The sequence below is a fragment of the Sulfuricurvum kujiense DSM 16994 genome (assembly GCF_000183725.1).
Lineage (GTDB): Bacteria > Campylobacterota > Campylobacteria > Campylobacterales > Sulfurimonadaceae > Sulfuricurvum > Sulfuricurvum kujiense.
In genome coordinates, this window is sequence record NC_014762.1 from 1710064 (window position 1) to 1729282 (window position 19219).

The 19219-nt window shown below is 38.5% G+C and carries 19 protein-coding genes and 1 pseudogene; 5 read left to right on the forward strand and 15 right to left on the reverse strand.

The annotated features are described in order from the left end of the window. The first annotated feature begins 334 nt into the window (after window positions 1-334). From SULKU_RS08530 to SULKU_RS15310, 4 genes are all read left to right on the forward strand, one after another. Window positions 335-835 carry a hypothetical protein gene (locus tag SULKU_RS08530; RefSeq protein WP_013460557.1) on the forward strand — a complete coding sequence of 167 codons (501 nt, stop codon included), beginning with the start codon at window positions 335-337 and terminating at the stop codon, window positions 833-835. Then, on the forward strand, window positions 832-1404 hold the full coding sequence (locus SULKU_RS08535) for a hypothetical protein (RefSeq protein WP_013460558.1): 573 nt from the start codon (window positions 832-834) through the stop codon (window positions 1402-1404). Before SULKU_RS08530 ends, SULKU_RS08535 begins: the two co-directional genes overlap by 4 nt. Before the next feature lie 221 nt (window positions 1405-1625). Next, entirely contained in the window at window positions 1626-1760 is a 135-nt protein-coding gene (locus SULKU_RS15305) for a hypothetical protein (protein ID WP_281047842.1), read from the forward strand. Between the two features lie 156 nt (window positions 1761-1916). After that, a complete protein-coding gene (locus tag SULKU_RS15310; protein WP_013460559.1) occupies window positions 1917-2048 on the forward strand; it encodes a hypothetical protein in 132 nt (43 codons plus the stop codon). A gap of 455 nt (window positions 2049-2503) precedes the next feature. On the opposite strand, the gene SULKU_RS08540 is transcribed toward SULKU_RS15310, so the two are convergent. Further along, window positions 2504-3013: a hypothetical protein gene (locus tag SULKU_RS08540; RefSeq protein ID WP_013460560.1), complete on the reverse strand. Its 510-nt coding sequence runs from the start codon at window positions 3011-3013 to the stop codon at window positions 2504-2506. Between the two features lies 1 nt (window position 3014). Further along, complete coding sequence (locus SULKU_RS08545) at window positions 3015-3419, reverse strand: hypothetical protein (RefSeq protein ID WP_013460561.1); 405 nt, start codon at window positions 3417-3419, stop codon at window positions 3015-3017. Window positions 3420-3726: 307 nt separating this feature from the next. Between SULKU_RS08545 and SULKU_RS08550 the strand changes: the two genes are divergently transcribed. Beyond that, window positions 3727-3951, forward strand: coding sequence for a helix-turn-helix domain-containing protein (locus SULKU_RS08550; protein WP_013460562.1), 225 nt, complete (start codon window positions 3727-3729; stop codon window positions 3949-3951). Window positions 3952-5126: 1175 nt separating this feature from the next. Here the strand turns inward: SULKU_RS08550 and SULKU_RS08560 are convergent. The 13 genes and pseudogenes from SULKU_RS08560 to SULKU_RS08620 form a co-directional block, all read right to left on the reverse strand. Then, on the reverse strand, window positions 5127-8435 hold the full coding sequence (locus SULKU_RS08560; RefSeq protein ID WP_013460564.1) for a UvrD-helicase domain-containing protein: 3309 nt from the start codon (window positions 8433-8435) through the stop codon (window positions 5127-5129). After that, on the reverse strand, window positions 8428-10881 hold the full coding sequence (locus SULKU_RS08565) for a PD-(D/E)XK nuclease family protein (protein WP_013460565.1): 2454 nt from the start codon (window positions 10879-10881) through the stop codon (window positions 8428-8430). The genes SULKU_RS08560 and SULKU_RS08565 overlap by 8 nt, the downstream gene beginning before the upstream one ends. 11 nt (window positions 10882-10892) lie before the next feature. Beyond that, the gene (locus SULKU_RS08570) at window positions 10893-12161 is read right to left on the reverse strand and encodes a 5-methylcytosine restriction system specificity protein McrC (RefSeq protein WP_013460566.1); all 1269 of its coding nucleotides are present in this window, start codon (window positions 12159-12161) and stop codon (window positions 10893-10895) included. 3 nt (window positions 12162-12164) lie between these two features. Beyond that, complete coding sequence (locus SULKU_RS14500) at window positions 12165-14039, reverse strand: McrB family protein (RefSeq protein WP_013460567.1); 1875 nt, start codon at window positions 14037-14039, stop codon at window positions 12165-12167. Between the two features lie 57 nt (window positions 14040-14096). Beyond that, window positions 14097-15020 carry a 5'-nucleotidase gene (locus tag SULKU_RS08580; protein WP_013460568.1) on the reverse strand — a complete coding sequence of 308 codons (924 nt, stop codon included), beginning with the start codon at window positions 15018-15020 and terminating at the stop codon, window positions 14097-14099. 9 nt (window positions 15021-15029) lie between these two features. Then, window positions 15030-15911 (reverse strand): 3'-5' exonuclease, encoded by an 882-nt coding sequence (locus tag SULKU_RS08585; RefSeq protein WP_013460569.1) that lies wholly within the window; start codon window positions 15909-15911, stop codon window positions 15030-15032. Window positions 15912-15966: 55 nt separating this feature from the next. Beyond that, a complete protein-coding gene (locus SULKU_RS08590) occupies window positions 15967-16401 on the reverse strand; it encodes an ankyrin repeat domain-containing protein (protein WP_041666789.1) in 435 nt (144 codons plus the stop codon). Window positions 16402-16476: 75 nt separating this feature from the next. Then, window positions 16477-16911 (reverse strand): hypothetical protein, encoded by a 435-nt coding sequence (locus SULKU_RS08595; protein ID WP_013460571.1) that lies wholly within the window; start codon window positions 16909-16911, stop codon window positions 16477-16479. A 52-nt stretch (window positions 16912-16963) separates the two neighbouring features. Continuing rightward, window positions 16964-17098: pseudogene (locus SULKU_RS15160) on the reverse strand (sigma factor-like helix-turn-helix DNA-binding protein); the annotation flags it as partial. A gap of 119 nt (window positions 17099-17217) precedes the next feature. Beyond that, window positions 17218-17400, reverse strand: a complete 183-nt coding sequence (locus SULKU_RS08605) for a hypothetical protein (protein WP_013460573.1) — start codon at window positions 17398-17400, stop codon at window positions 17218-17220. Window positions 17401-17466: 66 nt separating this feature from the next. After that, window positions 17467-17886, reverse strand: coding sequence for a hypothetical protein (locus SULKU_RS08610; RefSeq protein ID WP_013460574.1), 420 nt, complete (start codon window positions 17884-17886; stop codon window positions 17467-17469). A 42-nt stretch (window positions 17887-17928) separates the two neighbouring features. Then, window positions 17929-18804: an SIR2 family NAD-dependent protein deacylase gene (locus tag SULKU_RS08615; RefSeq protein WP_049766973.1), complete on the reverse strand. Its 876-nt coding sequence runs from the start codon at window positions 18802-18804 to the stop codon at window positions 17929-17931. Next, window positions 18761-19216, reverse strand: a complete 456-nt coding sequence (locus tag SULKU_RS08620; protein WP_013460576.1) for a hypothetical protein — start codon at window positions 19214-19216, stop codon at window positions 18761-18763. Before SULKU_RS08620 ends, SULKU_RS08615 begins: the two co-directional genes overlap by 44 nt. Window positions 19217-19219: the final 3 nt, after the last annotated feature.

Genomic DNA, 19219 nt, shown 5'->3' on the forward strand with positions numbered 1-19219 from the left:
AAATCCCCGCAGGATTCTGAGCTCCACCTTCAACCGTAATGGTCAATGTCTTTAAAAAAAAGAACACGGTAATTGTATCAGGGTATGGCGTACGCTTTTACTGCGAAAAAAATTGAACCTGTTTCGAAAAAATCACCAGTTTCCTTTTTTTGCAATGACATTTGAAGAATCGCCAAAACAGGGTTATTAGAGCGTAAGGTCATTGTGCTCAAAGGACACTCAACAGTTCAATGAGATTACGTTTCACAATACGCTTTTAGAAAAATCAACCTAGAAAAAAATCATTTTTTTCAAAATTATGAATATAGATGAAACCAACATTGAAAGGATCAACATGGAGCAATCCAAAACACTTAACCTGGAACGTCTACTTAAGATGAATGAGAAAGACCAGAGTTTTTTACTGCGGTACCTGTCGCGATTACCTCTGGAATATCGCCTTGATATCATACAGCGCCATCGCCGCCTGATTCACAAGCTCAAAGAGCAACACGCCGATCTTGAAGTAGCAACACTATCATACGGAGCTATGCTCCTGGCCATTAAAACCTTCTACAACGAGGACAAGCAACTCAGTAAAAAACGGTTTGAGGATATGAGTCTCGAAGAGATCGGCGAACTGACGATTCGCCAAATCAAAACATTCGATCAAAAACGGCATACATCCTCACCAAAACGTGACACCTTGATCGGATATTGGGCAGAAGTAAAAACTCTTAAAACAATGGGAAAAGGTTTTCGCTACATCGCAAAATTTTTGCAAAAGAAACACCGTTTTGAGGTGGGGCATACCCTTATTCAAACTACCTGGAAACAATTGGAGGAAACGAAATGAAAAGTATAGAAAAAGCAAAGAATACTGGGATTCGGTTGTTTAATTTGGATGAACCGGTAAATGTGAACAATTTGTGTCCAAGAGGTGATTTTAGAGTGATTCGTATTTATGGATTGGAAAAACATCCAAGAACTCAAGAGTTAACACCTTTTCTAAAAAAAGTTCTGATCGACTATAAGGGTATGCTTTTGACAGAAAAATATGTAGAAATGATCTATATCCGAAAATATCTCAAACTTTTCGCCAGTAAACATTTGATTTCAGACGAACCAAATGATTTTTTCGAACTCAATATTGAAAAAGGTCAACCGCAGCGATTGTGTTGCAAATTTGATCCGAAGCGTTTTATTTATCGAGCGGAGGCAGATACAATATTGGAAGGATTAAATACTGCTTTGGATGGGTACTCCAAGAAATATTTTGATGAGAGTACAAATTCACTTGAGGCTTTGGCATATGTCGATTCCGTTCAGCATAATAGTGTTCAAAAACCAAAAGTTAAAAGCAAGGAATTTGTACAAGATGCCATGCAAGCATTTTGTATCAAAGAAGCAAGACAGCCTGATTAATCGGGCTACTCTCAATTCAAATTAATTTTAACAATAAATCCTTCATATTTATGCACCATTTATTTTCGTGTTGACTTGCTTCTATTGTTTTGTTAGAATTGATTTAAAATATTGGAAAAAAAAGCCCAACTGGAGCCTCCCTCGGTGCCGCCAGCAATGCTCTTAATGGTGGAGGTGGGGTGACTACCGTTGGTGCTTCCAATCCAACAAACAGCGCTTGGATGGATGCACAAAATAATAGCTTTGCCACCGCCAAACAAGAAGGGGATTTTAAATATCAGCACTTCGATCTAACTGGTTCAGCTAAACACCTCTCGGAATCAATCGGAGGATTTGATAAACTAAAGGGAGCATGAAATTCACCAACCCAAAAACTCGATGATCTTTTAGATGACGCGATGAAAAAATTAAAGTGAGCTGCCATTAAAAATAAAGGGGATCATCCCCTGCTCTCCTTCTTTTGCTAAAGGTAGTAGTGTGTATTTGATTTTCCAAAATTGCCAGAAGCTAAAATGGTATTTGTAAAAGTATCTCCTGCATCATTTTCACAAAATAACGCTAATTACAATCTTTCTCACCTCATTTTACTGGCCAAAGAGTGGAATCTCGACGTACGTGATCTTTTCCCTTCTAAAAAATACTAACCCGCATCTAAAAGATTTTCCCTCAAATTTTCATCAGCTTCTCGTTGAAGCGGATCACATCACTATAAAACCAACCTCGCTGACATTTCCCCCAAGCATTGTCAGTGCACTCTGTGCATCTCTGATCAGGTACATTACTGCCGTGGGCATCCATGTGAGAATAATAAATTTTTCATCTGTTGTCAGTTTCATGCTATACGATTTTCGAACATCACTTCACATTATAATATTCCTCCGTCAAACAAATAAAGGGTGTGAAGGATAGCATCGTTCCTTCTTTTTAATTTTCACTCTATCATAGCTTGAATTGAACATATGCTTTATCGGCAGTTTCTCTATCTGGAAAAGTTTGGCATATTATTCCAAGCGGCACTGCTTTATACACCGATCCAAAACTACGGATTAACACCCATTCACCTAACAGGTTTTCTGAGACTTCGAGACGGTACCATCGTTCACGATGGTTCACGGTTCGTATCATCGTCTGCATCATGATCTTCTTCTTTCGCTACTTTCTGTGGATTAGCTATGATGGTATAGTGGAGCATTAGCAGTACTCCGATCACACTCACAAACGCCATCCAATAGGGAACAGTGGAAGGTTCAGGAAAAGGTTTACCGATGACACTACACACGCTTGGATCATTGATGATCACATCCCCTTTCACAAATCCGACACCCTGCTCAAATCTCCACCCCTTTAAAGGATCAACCCGTACACTCTCCCCTCGCCATAATCCGCATGAAAGTGCGCTGTCTGCGTTAAACTGCTCCATCAAAAAATGCTTTCCAATATATTTACTGTGATTGCTGTAGGCAATCGATGTCATCCCAGCGAGCGCAATCACTCCCGCAAATATCAGTTCTCCTTTTCTGGCAAACAGCAAAAATCCCACCCCTAGCACAACAAAAAAAGTCATTATCCATACTTCAATCGAGTTTGAAGCTATCATCTCCAGTTTCATCTCAACGTTCCTTAATGGTTTTAGAGATGATTCCTGAACGTACATGGATTCGATACTCTTTATGAAGGCATAGATAAACACTCCGTACTTCACGATTGAGAATTCCACTGACGTTGTACCAAACTATCCCGAAAAAGCTTTTCCGTTTGATCAGCTCTATCGGATGTAGGCACAAAAGTTTCTCATAATCAAATCCCCTTCCTTTATGCTCGGTATAGAGGGTCTGCTCTCCCTCGATCTTGTAACTCTCTTCAGTAGAGTTGTACCGGAGTATCGCATCACGAAAAATTTTGTGTTGCTCTTCACAACCTACGAAATAAAACCGCTCCCCCTTAGGATTGATAATAATCTCTTTTCTCTCTTCATCGATACACAGATCAATATCGCTGTGAATAACTTGGGACATTAAATCTCCTTTTAATTTAGACTAAAATAAACATATATCTATATATTTCTGCTATTATATACTCATATATAAACAATGTCAACACTTTGTATACATATTTGATTATATTAAATCACAATTTAGTACCTATATGTATATTTATGATATTTTGCAAAGTGTGTAGTAAATAGTGGTAATATTTATAAGAAGTAAACATTTAATTAATTAAAGTATACTTTAGTTCACAAATAAGACTTTTTAAATAATTTAGTAAACATTTGAAGTGGTTAGGATAGAATTTTATAAACGAATAAGTATTTGGGGACTCATGGACAAACACGCATTTAATGCTATGCTCAAATCTGCCGGGCTCAGTAAAAAAGAGTTTGCCGAAATTTTAGGGACTACCGGCGGTACGATTTCAAACTGGGGGAATGAGGGAAGAGAGATCCCTTATTGGGTTGAGTCGTGGTTGAGTCTCTATATTGAGAACATGCAGTGTAAAAAGCTCAAAGAAGCCATCAAAAATAGTGGTGTGTGTAAAGAACTGTAGAGTTCTCTCCCTTTCAGGCCTTTCATCAACGCCGAGAAATAGATATTGTTCGTGTATTTGCTTCTTGGTTAACCTAAGATAAATTATATTGAATAATTTATACATGTTATGACAGTTATTTTTATAAAAGGTCAATTTATCAAATAAACTCTGTGATCAAGCTCATTGATTGTTATCAATCTCATATCTGAGCTATTAAGAAGATATTAACCTATGAACCCATCAAAGAATTCGATCCAAAAGTCGCCTTCAAAAATCTGTTTTACTATCTAAGAATCACTTATAAATCCCCTTCCAAGAGGTTTTCATATTTCCTTTTCTTCATTATTTTAATAATATTGTCAATACTACGATTAAATTTTCGACCAATTCGTTTATGGAGTTTTCTCCTTATTTTTGTATAACTAAGTTCACTTTTTTGCGATTTTGAATAAGTATACTTCATTTTTCTAGTAGACATGTTTATCCTTTGTACTAACATATACGTATAATACGTATAAATTCAGACACAATATGTCTTCTTTTCTTTTTATACTTTGTCAGGTAAAAACACCTCCTCACGGTGGCATTTCACAAGTAACGTGCATACAACTTTTACCGCACGCGGCTTAAGCGCCGATGACTAAGATGCAGTGCAGTGAGCTTTCTAAGAGAAATATGTCGCTTATAAAGATACTTATCATAGTTTCAATCAATCAGTTAAATATTAAGGGGTAATTTGGTTAAATTATTGCTCTGTTCACGTCAAAACACCATCGAATAAATGCTGGACAGGCTATGTCATAAATCTCTTGTTAATCTGTTTTAAATAAATTTTAAAATATGCTTATTAATAAGAGATTGCTTCAATTGTTGAAAATAATAAATTAAGTTTTTACTGCAAAAATCACATTTTTTTAGAATCATCTATTGGTCTTATTACATCTGATTATCCTCTGCTTATTATCTAGAAATTCTATCGTTTCTATGTCCTAATAAGTGTAGCCAGATCAAAATATTTTTAGCATTTTCCATGCATTTTATACGTCGATTCTCCGACAATCATCACTTTTATTCCGCGCTAAGATACTGGTCACTATGACTCAACAAAAAAAGGGAGAGAATTGCAACACCTCTGAATCACCATCCACTATATCTTGTATAAAATACACTTGATAGAGATTTTATAAAGCTTGTCATGATAACCAACAAATCTCTTTAGAGATAATAATTTCATCTCCTATGACACTCTCTAAATAGGTTCCATAAAACTCAAGCTGCTTGTCATAGCCATTTTCAATTATGACATCTTCAGGAGATTTTTCATTCAATGCCGTGGTTTTAAAATCTACGATCACCCATCCGTTGGCTTCATCATCGTAATAAAACAAATCGATACTACCACGAATTTGGTTTCCATCTTGATGCATAACAAAGTCGTGCTCAAAATACGCCTCAGCACCGTTTTTGAGTTTAGTAAAATGACGACTTTTCATAAATACTTTAGACATACGGATGATATTGTTTTTAAATTCTTCAGGAACATTGTATTCATTAAAATACCGCTCATATATGTTATCGTTTTCGAGTTCATGCCAGTGATTTTCAAGTATTTTATGGACAACACTGCCAGCGGTTCCGGCATCAAACTCTCTCTCTTCTAAGAAACTCAACGGATTGACTGTTCCGCTTGGACAGATAAATGAGAACCGTGAAAACTGTTGCGGTTCAACTATTTTTGGCGGGATGACTTCAATCTCTGCATTGGTCGCGTCATTACCGCTCCACTCTCCGGGATAATAGATCGAGATATTTTTTATTTGATCGATATGGCGCTCATACAGCTCTTCATAATCGATACCCAACACATTATTGACGAGAGTGAAATAATTGTTACTGCCGCAGTTGTAGCAAAGGCGTGGTCCCTTTTCGTAATTATTGATAGCTGTTGAGAGGACGAGGTGATGCTCTGGTCGTGTCATCGCAACGTAAAAGAGACGTTTGCGTTCGGCAAGATGCTTTTGGTTTATCCGCTCTTTGATGAACTTATAGACAAGAGGTTCATATTCGCCGATTTTAAAACCAATCAACTCTTTGTTTTCAAACCGATCATAGACGAGTGTCTCTTGCTTCGACATCCCTAAAAAGGATCGATTCATCGCACCGATGATGACCATAGGCCATTCCAGTCCCTTTGAGCCGTGCATAGTCACTATCTCGATAGACCCAACCCCCTCTTCGATCACGAATGCCTCTTCTTCGATGACGTTCTCGTTGTGGATAAATGCTTCGAGCTCATCGCTGAATCCTTTGAGATTCGATCCCATACGAGTCGAGTATTCGTGTGCCATGTCAATCAATTGTTCAATATTAGCTGCACGTTGCTCATATCCATCAATATGACGATAGAGGTGCAATAATGCTCTCTCTTCGACAATGTTTTGCACCAGTTTATGCAACGGCGTATAAAACGACAAAGCTTTCCAGCGGAATAGAATTTCAGGTAAGCGTTTCACTCTCAAGCAGTATTCGATCTCATCGGCACTGCATCGTAAAATGTTCGATCGTAATGCTCCGCTAATAACATATTTCTCTTTTCCGCGAAGATTCTCCCAATCTAGATTATCCATGATAGAGAGAAGTTTTAGAACAATAAAAATATCGTTGACCTCTTTGGTCTCAAAAAAGTTGCCGCTGTCGCTTACTTTGGCGCGCAGCCCCAGTTCCAAGAGACATTGTTTGAGAGGGAGCATGTGTTTGCGCGAATCGAACAACACTGCAATCGCCTTTTTGCCTTCGCTGTACGCTTGGGCCACATCACTATACTGAGGATGTTTGCCTTGGGTGACTTCGTGAATAAATGAGGCGATATGACGGAGTTCTTGTAGAGATTCATTGCACTCGTCTTCACACTCTGCTATTGTATGATCGACCGGTGTGGCGAGAATCGCGATTGTCCCCTCCCCTTTCGTATCAGGTGTTAAGAGCGGTTCGTACCGTGCTTCAAAGTCATTAAAGATCCGTGGTTGAGCGGTATAGGTGTTAAACAAAGCGATACAATCATCGGCGCGAAATTCGCCGATACAATTTATCGGCTCCAACGCAATAGACTCTTTTTTCGCCATCGCCGGAGCGAATACATCATTGACTAAATCAATAATAGAGCGATCACTTCGTCGGTTGACCTCCATCGAGAGCGGTTTTTCAATTCCTATCGATCGGCTAGCCTTTGCAAAAACCGAAACATCGGCACCTTGGAACGCAAAGATAGATTGTTTTTCATCACCGACAATAAAGATATTCGCATTGTTTTTAGCAGCGGCTTTGGTAACAATCCCCCATTGGTAGCTATTGGTATCTTGAAATTCATCGACCATAAAGTAGCGGGTAGAAAGGGCAATATCTTTTTCCAAAAGCATATTGGCTTGCTCCAATATAGTTTCAAAATCGGTATACCCCTTTTCTCTCAAAGCCAAGCGGAATCGCTCGTACACTTTCACAAACAGAGCGTGAACGTATTTTAGTGTGCTCACGTAATAGCGCTCCGCATCGGGATCGATCATAGTCCATTTGAGTTCTTTGAGTGCATCTCGCAACCCTTTTACCGATTCAAAGGTATCTTCTTCGATATTTTTATTTTTTCGAAATTGTCCCGGATACTCAAACCACTCTCCATGACCTTGCAAGAGTGTTTTAGCATTCGCCAAAATTGCGTCGCAATAATCGCTCTTGGATGGGTCTTGGGTTGCAAGAGCACCGAGTGCAGAAAAACCTTTTTCAAAATGTTCCCGATACGTACTCAGGTGAGATGCCATCCAAATCTCACGGAGTGAAAACTCTTTATCATCACAAAGGAGGGCGTAATTGTTGAATGCTTCGCGAAACTGTGCGTTAAAACTGTATTTTTGGGCGATTTGGGAGAGTTTGTAGAGTGAAATCGTCTGATTGATCTCTTTGATAATTTCGGGTTCATCGCTTAGAACAGCTCGATACGCATCGGTGTACGCTAAAATCTTTTCATCATCACCGATGATCTGGGGCTTGGAATCGAGTTTGAGATAGTCACCGAATTGTTCGATCAAATCAAGACAATAAGAATGAATCGTACTAATGGTGGCTGATGATAGATATCGCAGTGAATGCTCCAGCATCGATTGGACATGTTCTATCCATGGTTGATCCAAAGGGTTGAGCGCTTTATGAATCGAATCGTAATCATCATGTTTGAGATCGAGTTTGCCCTCAATATACCGGAGGGTGTTTTGGATCAGAGAGAAAATACGGCTCTTCATCTCCAGCGCACCCGCTTCGGTATAGGTGATGGTGACGATCTCATTTGGACGGGCGGGACTTAACGCTTCAAGCATAGGCCGAGACGATTCCCCTTCATAAAACAGGTTGAATCCCACCAGAATATTGATGTAACGGCGTGAAAGGGTATAGGTTTTACCTGAACCCGCTCCGGCACTGATGGCGACATGGTTAAAAATATCAAATTTATTCATTATCGCCTCCATCATCGATTATCCCCTTGTGAGGCAATATGTCTTTGTGGCAAATTCGCTCATGCGGACAATACTCGCAGTTGGTATCTGATGGACTCATCCTAAAATCCCCCTCTTCTATCCCTGCTTTGATCTCTCGAATCCGAAGTTTGAGCCCTTGCGCATACGCTTCATTGAACAACAATCCATTGGCTTCATCCGTGCTCATGTGCGCGTATCCCTTTGTCCCCTTGCCATCGCGCATTGCAAGAAGATATGAGTCAATCGTATGATCTGCATATGCCTGTGACGCATAGAGAAGATAGAGAGGCAGTTGGAACTGTTTGAACGACCCCATCTCTTCAATCAGACGGTTTTCCTTGTCCTTGGAGTATTTCCCCGTTTTATAATCGATAACGGTGAGTATTTTGTTCTCTTTATCCAAATCGATGCGGTCGATAAACCCTTTGACTATCGCTTTGTCTTTATCAGCGGTAATCATAAAATCATCATCGAGCAAGAAGCGCTGTTCGCTCTTTTCAAAATGTTCCAGTTTTCCGTTGGTATAGACGTAGTCTAAAAACCGAATAAGTAGACCGCGTTCGTGATGCTCTTCAAATAGCCCTTTGAGCAAATCATCCAAAACGATCTCATGAAAAATGTTCGGTGTTTTCCCCTCATCCACAATATGTTTTTGGATATAGGATTGATGGACATCTGTGGCAATGGCTTGGAGACGCTCTTTGATCGGTATCGTTGCCTCATCACCCAAATCAATACTTCCAGCTTTTACCTCTTTAGAAAACACTTCGGCGATGGAGTGGAAAATCGTCCCGATATCGCTCGCTTCAAGTGCGTCATCATCGCGTTCGATCATGAGAGGTTCAGCACCGTATTGATAGGTCAAAAGATAACGCAGCGGACATTTGGCATATTCATTGAGGCTAGATGCGGATAGGACTCCGCTCTCAAAACGATGTTCGCTCAATAAGCCGTCATAATGTCCAGTTTCATTTGCATGCATTGAAGAAACATATTCTTCAAAACGCTCATCTTGGTGGAATCGGCGGTGATGGAGTAGATATTCATTCTCTGATTCCATCTCATACCCCTCAAGTCGAATGACAGGGAGATCGGTGATGATCGGTGAAATAAAGAGCTTCTTTTTCCCCTCTTGCAATGCAGTCGAGATGTGCAACGACTCACAATTACGTCGAAGCTGATCAAAATAGTACTGGCTCAATAGATACGAATTATCGACTCCTAAATAGTGTTCACGCTGATCGGGTGTGGAGAGAAAGTTCCCTTTTGATTTAGGAGGAAATACGGAGAGATCGGTTCCGATAAAAATGATGTGTTTGAAAACATGCTGTGTCATCTGGTTGGGTTCGGCTACCCATATCCCGTAATCTTCTTTAAGAGGGGGTATATAGGTCTCTTCAGCCAAAGAGAGGATCATCTCTTTGAAGTCAATTTTTGTATCAAAAAGCTTTTGCGTATTTTCTCGCAGTTTTGTGGCCCGAAGATGGAGTTTCTTGATTTGTAAAAACTGTTGTTTTACCTCTTCGATCCCCTCATAGGTGAGTATCCCTGATGTTAGATCCTCTTGGACTTTTTGGGCATAAAACTCATTAAACTCTTCAAAATTTTTATACAAAAGATAGGTTTGGAATAACGGACATTGCAACATCGGTGTCCCAGAGCTAAATCGCAGTTTCATCCCGTATTGTGGGGCATAGCTTTCCAATACACGGCGATAGCTGCCAAGGTTTCCGGTTACGATAGCAATATCGGTATCTTTGACATCCTTCATCATCGACGCTCTTACTGCTTTGATCGCAAAAATCGCCTCATCAAAACGAGATTGCTGTGGTGTGTAGGTAGCTATAGGGTTTACACTATGATGATCAGTTTCAACGCTCTGAGCATGAGGTAGGGCGCGAATGATATCCAGTGCCTCTTTTTCTAAAGTATTACCGTAAAAGCGAACACCATTTTCCTCAAAAGTGTCGATAACGACTTTCGAGTAGGTGTTAAAATAATCGGTATCTTTGAGTGCTTCGATCGCTTCTATCAGAACATCGGCGTTATCTTTTAACCCCATCGATTGTTTCAAAGTTTTGTAGGCATCCAAAATAATGGAGAGTTCAAAAAGCTTTTGAGGCGGATAGTCGAAGCTCTCAAGACTGATTTTATTACGCTTACACGCTAGTATATGCGCATAGAGTTCGCCGATTGCTGATTCAGCCGTGGATAGATAATCGAAATGGTCCAGTTTCAAGCTCTCAACCACACGTTGTAGTAGCATTTTTCCGATCATAGCATCCATCGCAACCGATGATGAAAAGAATTCAGAGGAGAGGAGCGCACCGAGGGTAATGGCTTTGATGGCTCCGGTGTGATTGGATAGATATATATCCACTGATTCGGTTGAACGGGCGATAAAGAGAGTTTGATTGAATTTCATTATTTTGTAACCTATCTGACTTTTATACCAATGGGGATTTTTATGATGTTGCTAAATACCGAATTGCTATATTCACACGTAAATGCCTTTTCAGTTAACTCAGTTTCATTTGTTATTTCTGGGTAAATAAATATCAGCTTGGCTTCCTCATCACGCTTTACACCAATTAATTTTTTAATTTCTGGTAAACGTCCATAAAGTGACAATTGTTGATAATCATCTTTAAATCTATCAGTTTTGTCATTATTTTCAAACCAGTATTTATATTTTGCATCAATTATTAATCCTTTCCCTTCAACAATAAAATCAGGACGAAGATTCCATGAAGAATAAGCTTTTCCATTTGATTGATCATACCCAGGTATCAATAAGTTACCATACACTTTTCTTAGTTTAACTTCAACAAAACGCTCAAATAACTCAGGCATATTGATGAAAAATGGAGGAATTTTTACACTCTTGCCAATATCATTATGTGTATGTACAAAACCAAATCTTTTGAAGATCATTTTGGCAAGTTCCAATGCTTGTTTATAGTCTTTATAAAAGGGAGAATGTTTAATCGAAGAAAAATCAGATTCCAGGACATCACAGACTTCAACCAGCTCAAAAGCATTTGTATTTTGTTTGTAAGTTCGTAAAATTTCTTCATTATTAGAGATACTAGAAAGATATTTCATGCATCTAATTAGTGCTGTTTTTATAATTTGGTTTTCGATACAGTTAACTGTAAAAACCTGATGTTTACAAACAGTTTTATCCAATCTGTTTTTGAAATGATTAGTTTTGATAGTTTGGTTAATTAATATCTTTCCTTTGACTTTCGAAGTCATATTTTCTGTGATTGTTACATACCCTTTTTTTAATCCTTTTAGAGTAATCTTTTTAACAATTTGTAAAAAATGCAATATTAAAAAAGGAGTTAAATAATCTTCTGAAGATTTAATATCTATCCATTTTTCATTAAAAAATATTTCATAGGTATCATTCAGTTTTTGTGACACAATCGGGTCATCAAGACATTCAATGAACATAGAGAGATAAGATGCAAATTCTCCATTATATTCTTTCGGACTCACATGAATATACAATTCCTCCTCAAGCCATCTACACCCTATGAAATAGTGAGACTTCATGACAGGTTCTAACATTTCATTTAACTCTTGATGAATTCCTAAATACTTTGCACTATTTTTCAAAAATTCCTGATTATATACAGCTATTTTTGAAGGGTTGATACTTTGATTAATGATTTCATGTTCTTTGGCTTTAACCTGCATTTATCAATCTTTTTCCAAACCTTGAATAATCTCTCTCGCTGATTCCAATAAAATTCCATCAGACAAATACTCTTTTAGTAGCGGTAAAACTTGATATTGTAGTTTAGTTTCCAAAGTGCTTTCATTGTCAGCTATAAAATAAGAATGTCCCAGCATGACATTTTCTTTTTTAAATTCAGGAGATAAATGGTCATCAAATATTTTTAGTACATCTCTAAATTTAGACTGCTCATGTACAACTGATTCATCTGGTAATACATTTATAAATGAGAATCGTCGCCGTATTGCATAGTCTATATGTCCAATACTTCTATCAGCTGTATTCATCGTTCCAATAATATATAAATTTGGAGGTAATATAATCGTATTGCCATCATTTTCCTCGCTATACATACTTTCAACAGGCTCTCCTCTGTATTCAAGTGCATAAATCAATTCCCCTAGGACAGTTGACAAATTGGCGCGATTGATTTCATCAATGATAAGAACAAATGGTTTGGCATTTTCTTTAGAATCTTTATAAGATTCATAGGCAGCCTTTGCCATCAATGCAAGTACTTTATTTTCAACTTTGTACTCAATTTGGGTGCCATTAGATTTAGCAACAATACCACGCACAAAATCTTCGTAACTGTACGAAGGGTGAAACTGGATTAGTTTTACTCTATCTTTTATTGAGCCATCAATTTCACTATTCATTGAGCCATCAATCATGAAATTAGCCAACATTTTAGCAAGTCTTGTTTTACCTGTTCCAGGAGGGCCTTGTAAAATTATTTGATACTGATTTAATAAAAGTCTAGTTAATTTGTCCATGTATTCGCCTTTTTTCATTATTTCAAAAATTACACTTAATTTTTTGACCGCTATTAAAACATCTTTTTCTGATGGTAATTCATGAATATTATTTTTGAACCAAATAGCACCAATATGTTTTTCTTGTTCATTAAAGTTCAATTCCGGAAAAGTATTTTTTAAATATTCGTGAATTTTAATATTGCCAAAAATTAAGTTTTTGTTATCTTTAATAAAAATACCGCCTCCCCATCTAGCTCCTATAGTAATATTTAACTGAGTAGCTGGCATATAATTTTTATCACCATAATAAAATCCAACTCTGAAACCATTCTCGTTTGACCATTGTGGTTGAGTTGGATGGCTATTTTTTCCTCTAGAAAATGTTGAGAGTGATTTGATATAAGTTGGTAATTTATCCCGAAAATCAGATAAAAATGAAAAAACTCTCAACCCCTCTTCCAAATTTTCATCTTTTACTTGTTTTTTTATTAAGTTAATTTTTTCAAAATCAATAGTTTTTATAAAATCGTCCCATGATTCACTAAATTTTCTTTGTATGCCAATATCCTTTTTAATCTGCTCAATTTCATAAAAAGATGTAAAATTTTTTTCCAACATTTCATCAAGAATTTGTACAAGCTGTTCATTACCTATATAAGTGAAACCAATTTGCCCAATTCTTTTTTTATCATCAGGTAAGTGTTTTTCTTCGTTGAATTCAATAAAGTTATCTAACTTAAAACTAGTACTTCGATCTGCTCTTAAATTAAATTGATCAATTTCATGAGGTTTGTTGACTGGTCTAAAATTTCCATATTCAACTCTATTATATACACCAACGATTTTTTTGTTCGAATAAAATATGATAATATTCTTATCACCTTCAATTTGCGGAGGATTTGTACTTTGAAAAAATCCATATACATGCTCATGGTCGTTCCAAGCGCCATCAAAAAGAAAATTCAAACTTTCATGTGCTATGCCACCATCTTTTACATGTTTATGACCAGATGTTGTCTGATTATCTAATCCTGTCCATCCATTATTAATCCATGCGATATTAGCAATTAAAATTTTCATATACATTCCTAAATATATTTATTATGCGATTTGATACACTCTTCGGATATCTAATATTCAATGATTCCTCCCATACGCTTCAATACTTTCATGTATCACCTTCGCACTCGGCACCACAGATGATGAGAGATCCAAATGGACATCCTGATCATCGAAAAAGATATCGGCACCAAACGCTTCGAGCACTTCGTATTTGTCTGTTCCGCCCAAAAAGAACGCTTCATCGATCCGGACTCCCCACGCATTGAGCGTTTTAATGACACGTTCGTGTGTCGGTGCCCCTCTGGCGGTGACGAGAGCAGTTCGGATGGGGGATTCTTGGTCTTTGAATTTGGACTGGATGTTTGAGATAGTGAAGAGAAATTTGGCAAATGGACCTTGTTCCATTGGGTTGTGCATATTATTTTTCTCATGCTCGATAAAAGCTTCAAGCCCGTGTTCTTTATAGACTAGTTCCGACTCTTCGGAAAACAGCACTGCATCCCCATCAAACGCGATGCGTACTTGATCTCCGAGAGAATTATGAACACTCTCATGTGAAGGGAGGATCTTCGCTGCTGCGACACCGCTTTTGATGGCATTGATCACATCAGCATCGTTTGCCGAGAGAAAAAGATCGACTTTGAACGCTTTGAGATAGTTGGAGATATCATTGCCGCTCGTCCAGCCTGATCGGCTGATATCGAGATTGCACTCTTTGATCGCATTCGTGATTCGCAGGCTCGTAGCGGCATTGTTTTTGGAGAGGACAATCACTTCGACCTGTTTTTCATCACTTGGGAAAAAAGAGTTGATTTTCAAGAGATTTTCGACCAGACGGTATCCCGTCCCCTTGGATAACGGTTTATGCTCGTTTTCAAGCTGATACTCGTAATAGTGATCCAACCCTTTTTCTTCAAAGACTTTGTTTTCAGCTTCGAGGTCAAAGAGAGCACGGGAAGAAACCGCAACAACGAGTTTGTTTTGTAGATTATAGCCCATCGATTTTACTTACGCATTCAATACGTTGTTAATAGCTTCGCGGGTCTCATCGTCGAGACGTTCAGCGTTGTTGAGCAGCCATGTCAAATAGCCTGGATCGCTTTGCACTACTTCTGCAGGGGTTTTACCACGGTATTTTCCAAATCCGATCGTAATGACGGCCGACCCTTTAGTAGCTTTCATATGGTGAAGCAGCGTTGCACGTAAATCACTGTCTAAATCGAAGTTCTCTAGCATGTATTTGAGGTCATTTCGTGCTTCGAGTGCAACCTCTTCAAATCGCTTCCCTTTGTGTTTGCCAAACGGAACGTAGTCGAGAATGATCGGTTTGGAACACAATTCGATCATGCCCTCAGCGTTGTGAGATTCGAGAAGTTTCTCATATAGGTGCTTAAGAACGATTACATCCCCTAGTGCATCATGAGCTTTGATCTCGATTCCCAGTTTATCGATGAGGGGTTGCTCTTTGTGATAAAGCCCCCATTGATACCGTTTGAACTGTAGCCCGTGCGGTGTGTCGAGCGGATGCCATGCACGCAATACCCGGAAGGTATCGACAAGTTTCATCTCGAGTCCCATCCCCTCTTTGGCAAGCATTCCAAGGTCAAATTCGGCGTTTTGTATCACCATCAGATTATCAGGCGTATTAAGCTCTGCGAGACGGTTGAAAGCGGATGTTTCAATACATTTAGGCGCACCGGTCAGCATCTCGGGAGTAATGTGATGGATTGCCATAGCTTCAAAACTAATCGGAAGCGGAGGGGTACAAAGATCATTGTGAAGCTCTAATATCTCACCCTTCTCATCGCATACTAGATAGCTGAGCTGACAGATACGATCGACCTCCCCTGCCCCAGTGGTTTCGGTATCGAGGATAATGGTATGACGCATGGAGACCTTTCTATTAAAAAGTAATATATTTTAGTGTTTAATCACTTAAATGTGATCATGGCAGTTTATTTGGCAACGTTTTATCCGAAAGAATAGTTCCAATACCTACAATTGCCATGCCACACACTTTATTGTCTAATGAATAAGTCAATACACTGATTTGGCTAAGACGTTTGAGTGATTTATGATCATTCATCAGTATCGCCCACGCTTTAGCCGTCCATCCATCCTGATCCATCACATTAGGATCGATACCACTTTGCAGCAGTAACGTAATCGCATCATAATTTCGTGAAGCTACCGCTTGCATCAACCCTGTCAAACCTAGAGCATTTTTACTTTTTATAACCTGAGGATACAATTTGAGTATCCGTTTGAGTTTTAAGTTGTTGTGAGATTTGATGGCATTGAAATAGCCATTGCGGATATAACGCCGAATAAGTTTGAATTTGATTAGGGTGAATTTATAAAATATCTGGATGGTTATCATGCCGATCTCCTTGTATAGTCTCATATTGAAACTATACACATTTAGCTGGACATGATTTGTCTGAATTTTCAAATATTACTTCTGTAATTTTTTCAGATCCGAAATACATTTTCCCTTCTGGTTCAAAACTTTTTCACACAATATTAAAAACTCTTCATACGAAAGATCGTTTTTTGCATCATTTACTGCCCATCCGGTTACGACAAATAACAAATCAATGTTTGATCTGCCGTTAAGATGATCGACAGTAGGCAATTTAGGTTCTTTCTTATAGTTTTTTATACCATTCTCTTCATTCCCAAAGGTACCAAGGAGGCCCCATTCAAGCATCTCACCGGTATAAAAATCACATCCTTCGCTGAGAACGACAGCTTTATGTATTGCTTGTTTGTATTGTTCCTTTGTAAATTGATTTCCATCGCGTTTTCGATGTGCCATGGCTTTTCTATCGAGCCAAGTTTGGTAATCTTTATCTATAATGAAATTCGGGGTAGGATATTTAGTTGCCATTATCATTGCCTTTATTTATATTTCTCAAGAACTATACTATTAATCAATCAACTTAGGATTCCATATATGCTTTAATGACTCTACCCATCTTAGGGTGCTTCAGTTTTTTAATTGCGCTCGCTTCTATTTGACGCACACGCTCTCTTGTCACATGCAAAACTTCACCAATTTCGCTCAATGTAAAATCGCATCCATGCAAACCAAGTCTATCCAGTGTAATTAGAATACACGTGACATTACCATTACAGCCTAGCAGTTCTCGCATCACGAAATCTTTTTCGTATCTTACAGTTGATTCATACATCCTTAGACTCTTTCGATCATAGCGACAAGTTCGGCAATCTCTTCTAATTTTGTCTGATTCTTCGGTGTGCTCAGTTTACGCAATGCCATCAATAAAACCTGACGACAAGTTTCTTTTGGGATTTCTAGCACCAACGAAATTTCTTCCAATGTAAATTCAACATCATTCTGTGTACTGGATACCATTGAGACTCCTAGGTTTTATATGATGAGATTGTATAAAAATCAAAAATTTGTGTCCTGAGAACAAACTTAAACGCTTTTATCTATATTATTCTTCATCTCAGTGCTTTTTTTATGTTTTATGATTTGCTCAATATAATGCGACCACATCTCTCTAATCGAACTGTCGATATTGCTTAACCATCGCGTCACATTAATCCATTCCTCTTTGTGAATATATTCGACGATCCATTCCAAATCTGACATGACCTCATCACTGTCAAGGTACTTAGACGTTGATTTTTGCAATTGTTTTAACTCTTCAATAAAAGTATCTAATCGCTTTGTAATATCCTCTGTTTGCGATTTATTCAATTCAACTCGCAAATACTGAGCCTCCGTGCAAAGTTCCTTGATGCGCTCATAGTTTAGCCGTTTGGATTTTGGAGCAGTTTCACCGATATACTCGTGTACTATTTCAATTTGTAGGGGATTTGGATTGTCATTCATGCTGTCTCTCTTAATCTATTATTTGAGAAACAGTATGCTGATTTAAATGGACAGAATTTGTCTAATTCCTTCCAATCCACCAAATGGCAGTTTTATCGTCCCATGCAGTCCTTGATATTCTCGTGGGTTAATGCGTATCAAAGAGGTATGAAACTGTTTCGCGGCACTCTCACTCATACGACGAATAGATGCTATCGCCGTTCCGGCACCGATTTCAATGACAGCAACTTTCTTCTTTTCATTAGCCATATCCAATTTCCAACGACCAAAACGTTTCATCTGCTTATCACTGCGTTCACTTATCCAATCCCAATCGCCGAACATCAATATATTTGGGCGGGCCAACGCACTGCATTTTGGACAGAGTGGATACGGTGCTTGTGCTTGGAACACTTCCATATTTACTGTGATCTTCGTCTCCTTAGCAGACCATATTCCATGATCTTTACTCGCTGTACATTGTAGATGATGGATACTTCCATGTATTTCGCAGATTTGAGCTTCATCAAACCCTGCTTTTTGGAATTGCCCATCGACGTTTGAGGTAAGGATAAAATAGTTATCCCCTTTGGAATGACATAATTCTAGTAGCTTCGAAAATCCTTCATGAGGAATAGTCTCACTATAGAGGTTTAGACGGTGACCATAAAATGCCCACGCCAGAGATGGGTCCCGTTCAAACCATTCGGGATTGGCGAGAGCTTCAAACGATAGTCCTCTCGCTTTTGCAACAGGGTATGCTTGCCAAAATCCGGTATTGCCTCTAAAATCGGGGAGTCCGCTATCCACACCCATTCCTGCTCCGGCGGTGATGAGGATCGCGTCAGCTGATTCTATAATGGCACTTGCTTGCTGAATGTAGCGTTCTATCTCATCAGTCTTCAAGCTCAGCCGCCCACATTGCTTCTTTTTTTGCATGCAGCTCTTTTGCTACATCATATGACATAATCCAAACTACCGCATCAAGGCATTTTGGTTCACCATTTTCATCTTCATAGCGATTGTTGATCACATGATATTCGAGACTATCTATCTCAACATCGATCGCGATAGTTCCCAAAAACGGCCATTCCAAATATCCTAACGGCACATTGTCAAAAACATCTACAATTGCAATATGAGGGTAATTCTCTTTCATCCATTGGATGAATTCATCCCGTTTTTCCCAATTCGTCTTCTTTTTATCCAAAAACCCCATAAATCCATTCTCTTCTTCGATACGAATGCCGAGCCTTGCTTTGGCGTAGGGTTCATTAAATGAGATGAAGATGGTGTCTTTTTTGCGAACCTGACTGATATATTCTTCAATTGTTGCAAGTATTTGTGCCATTTT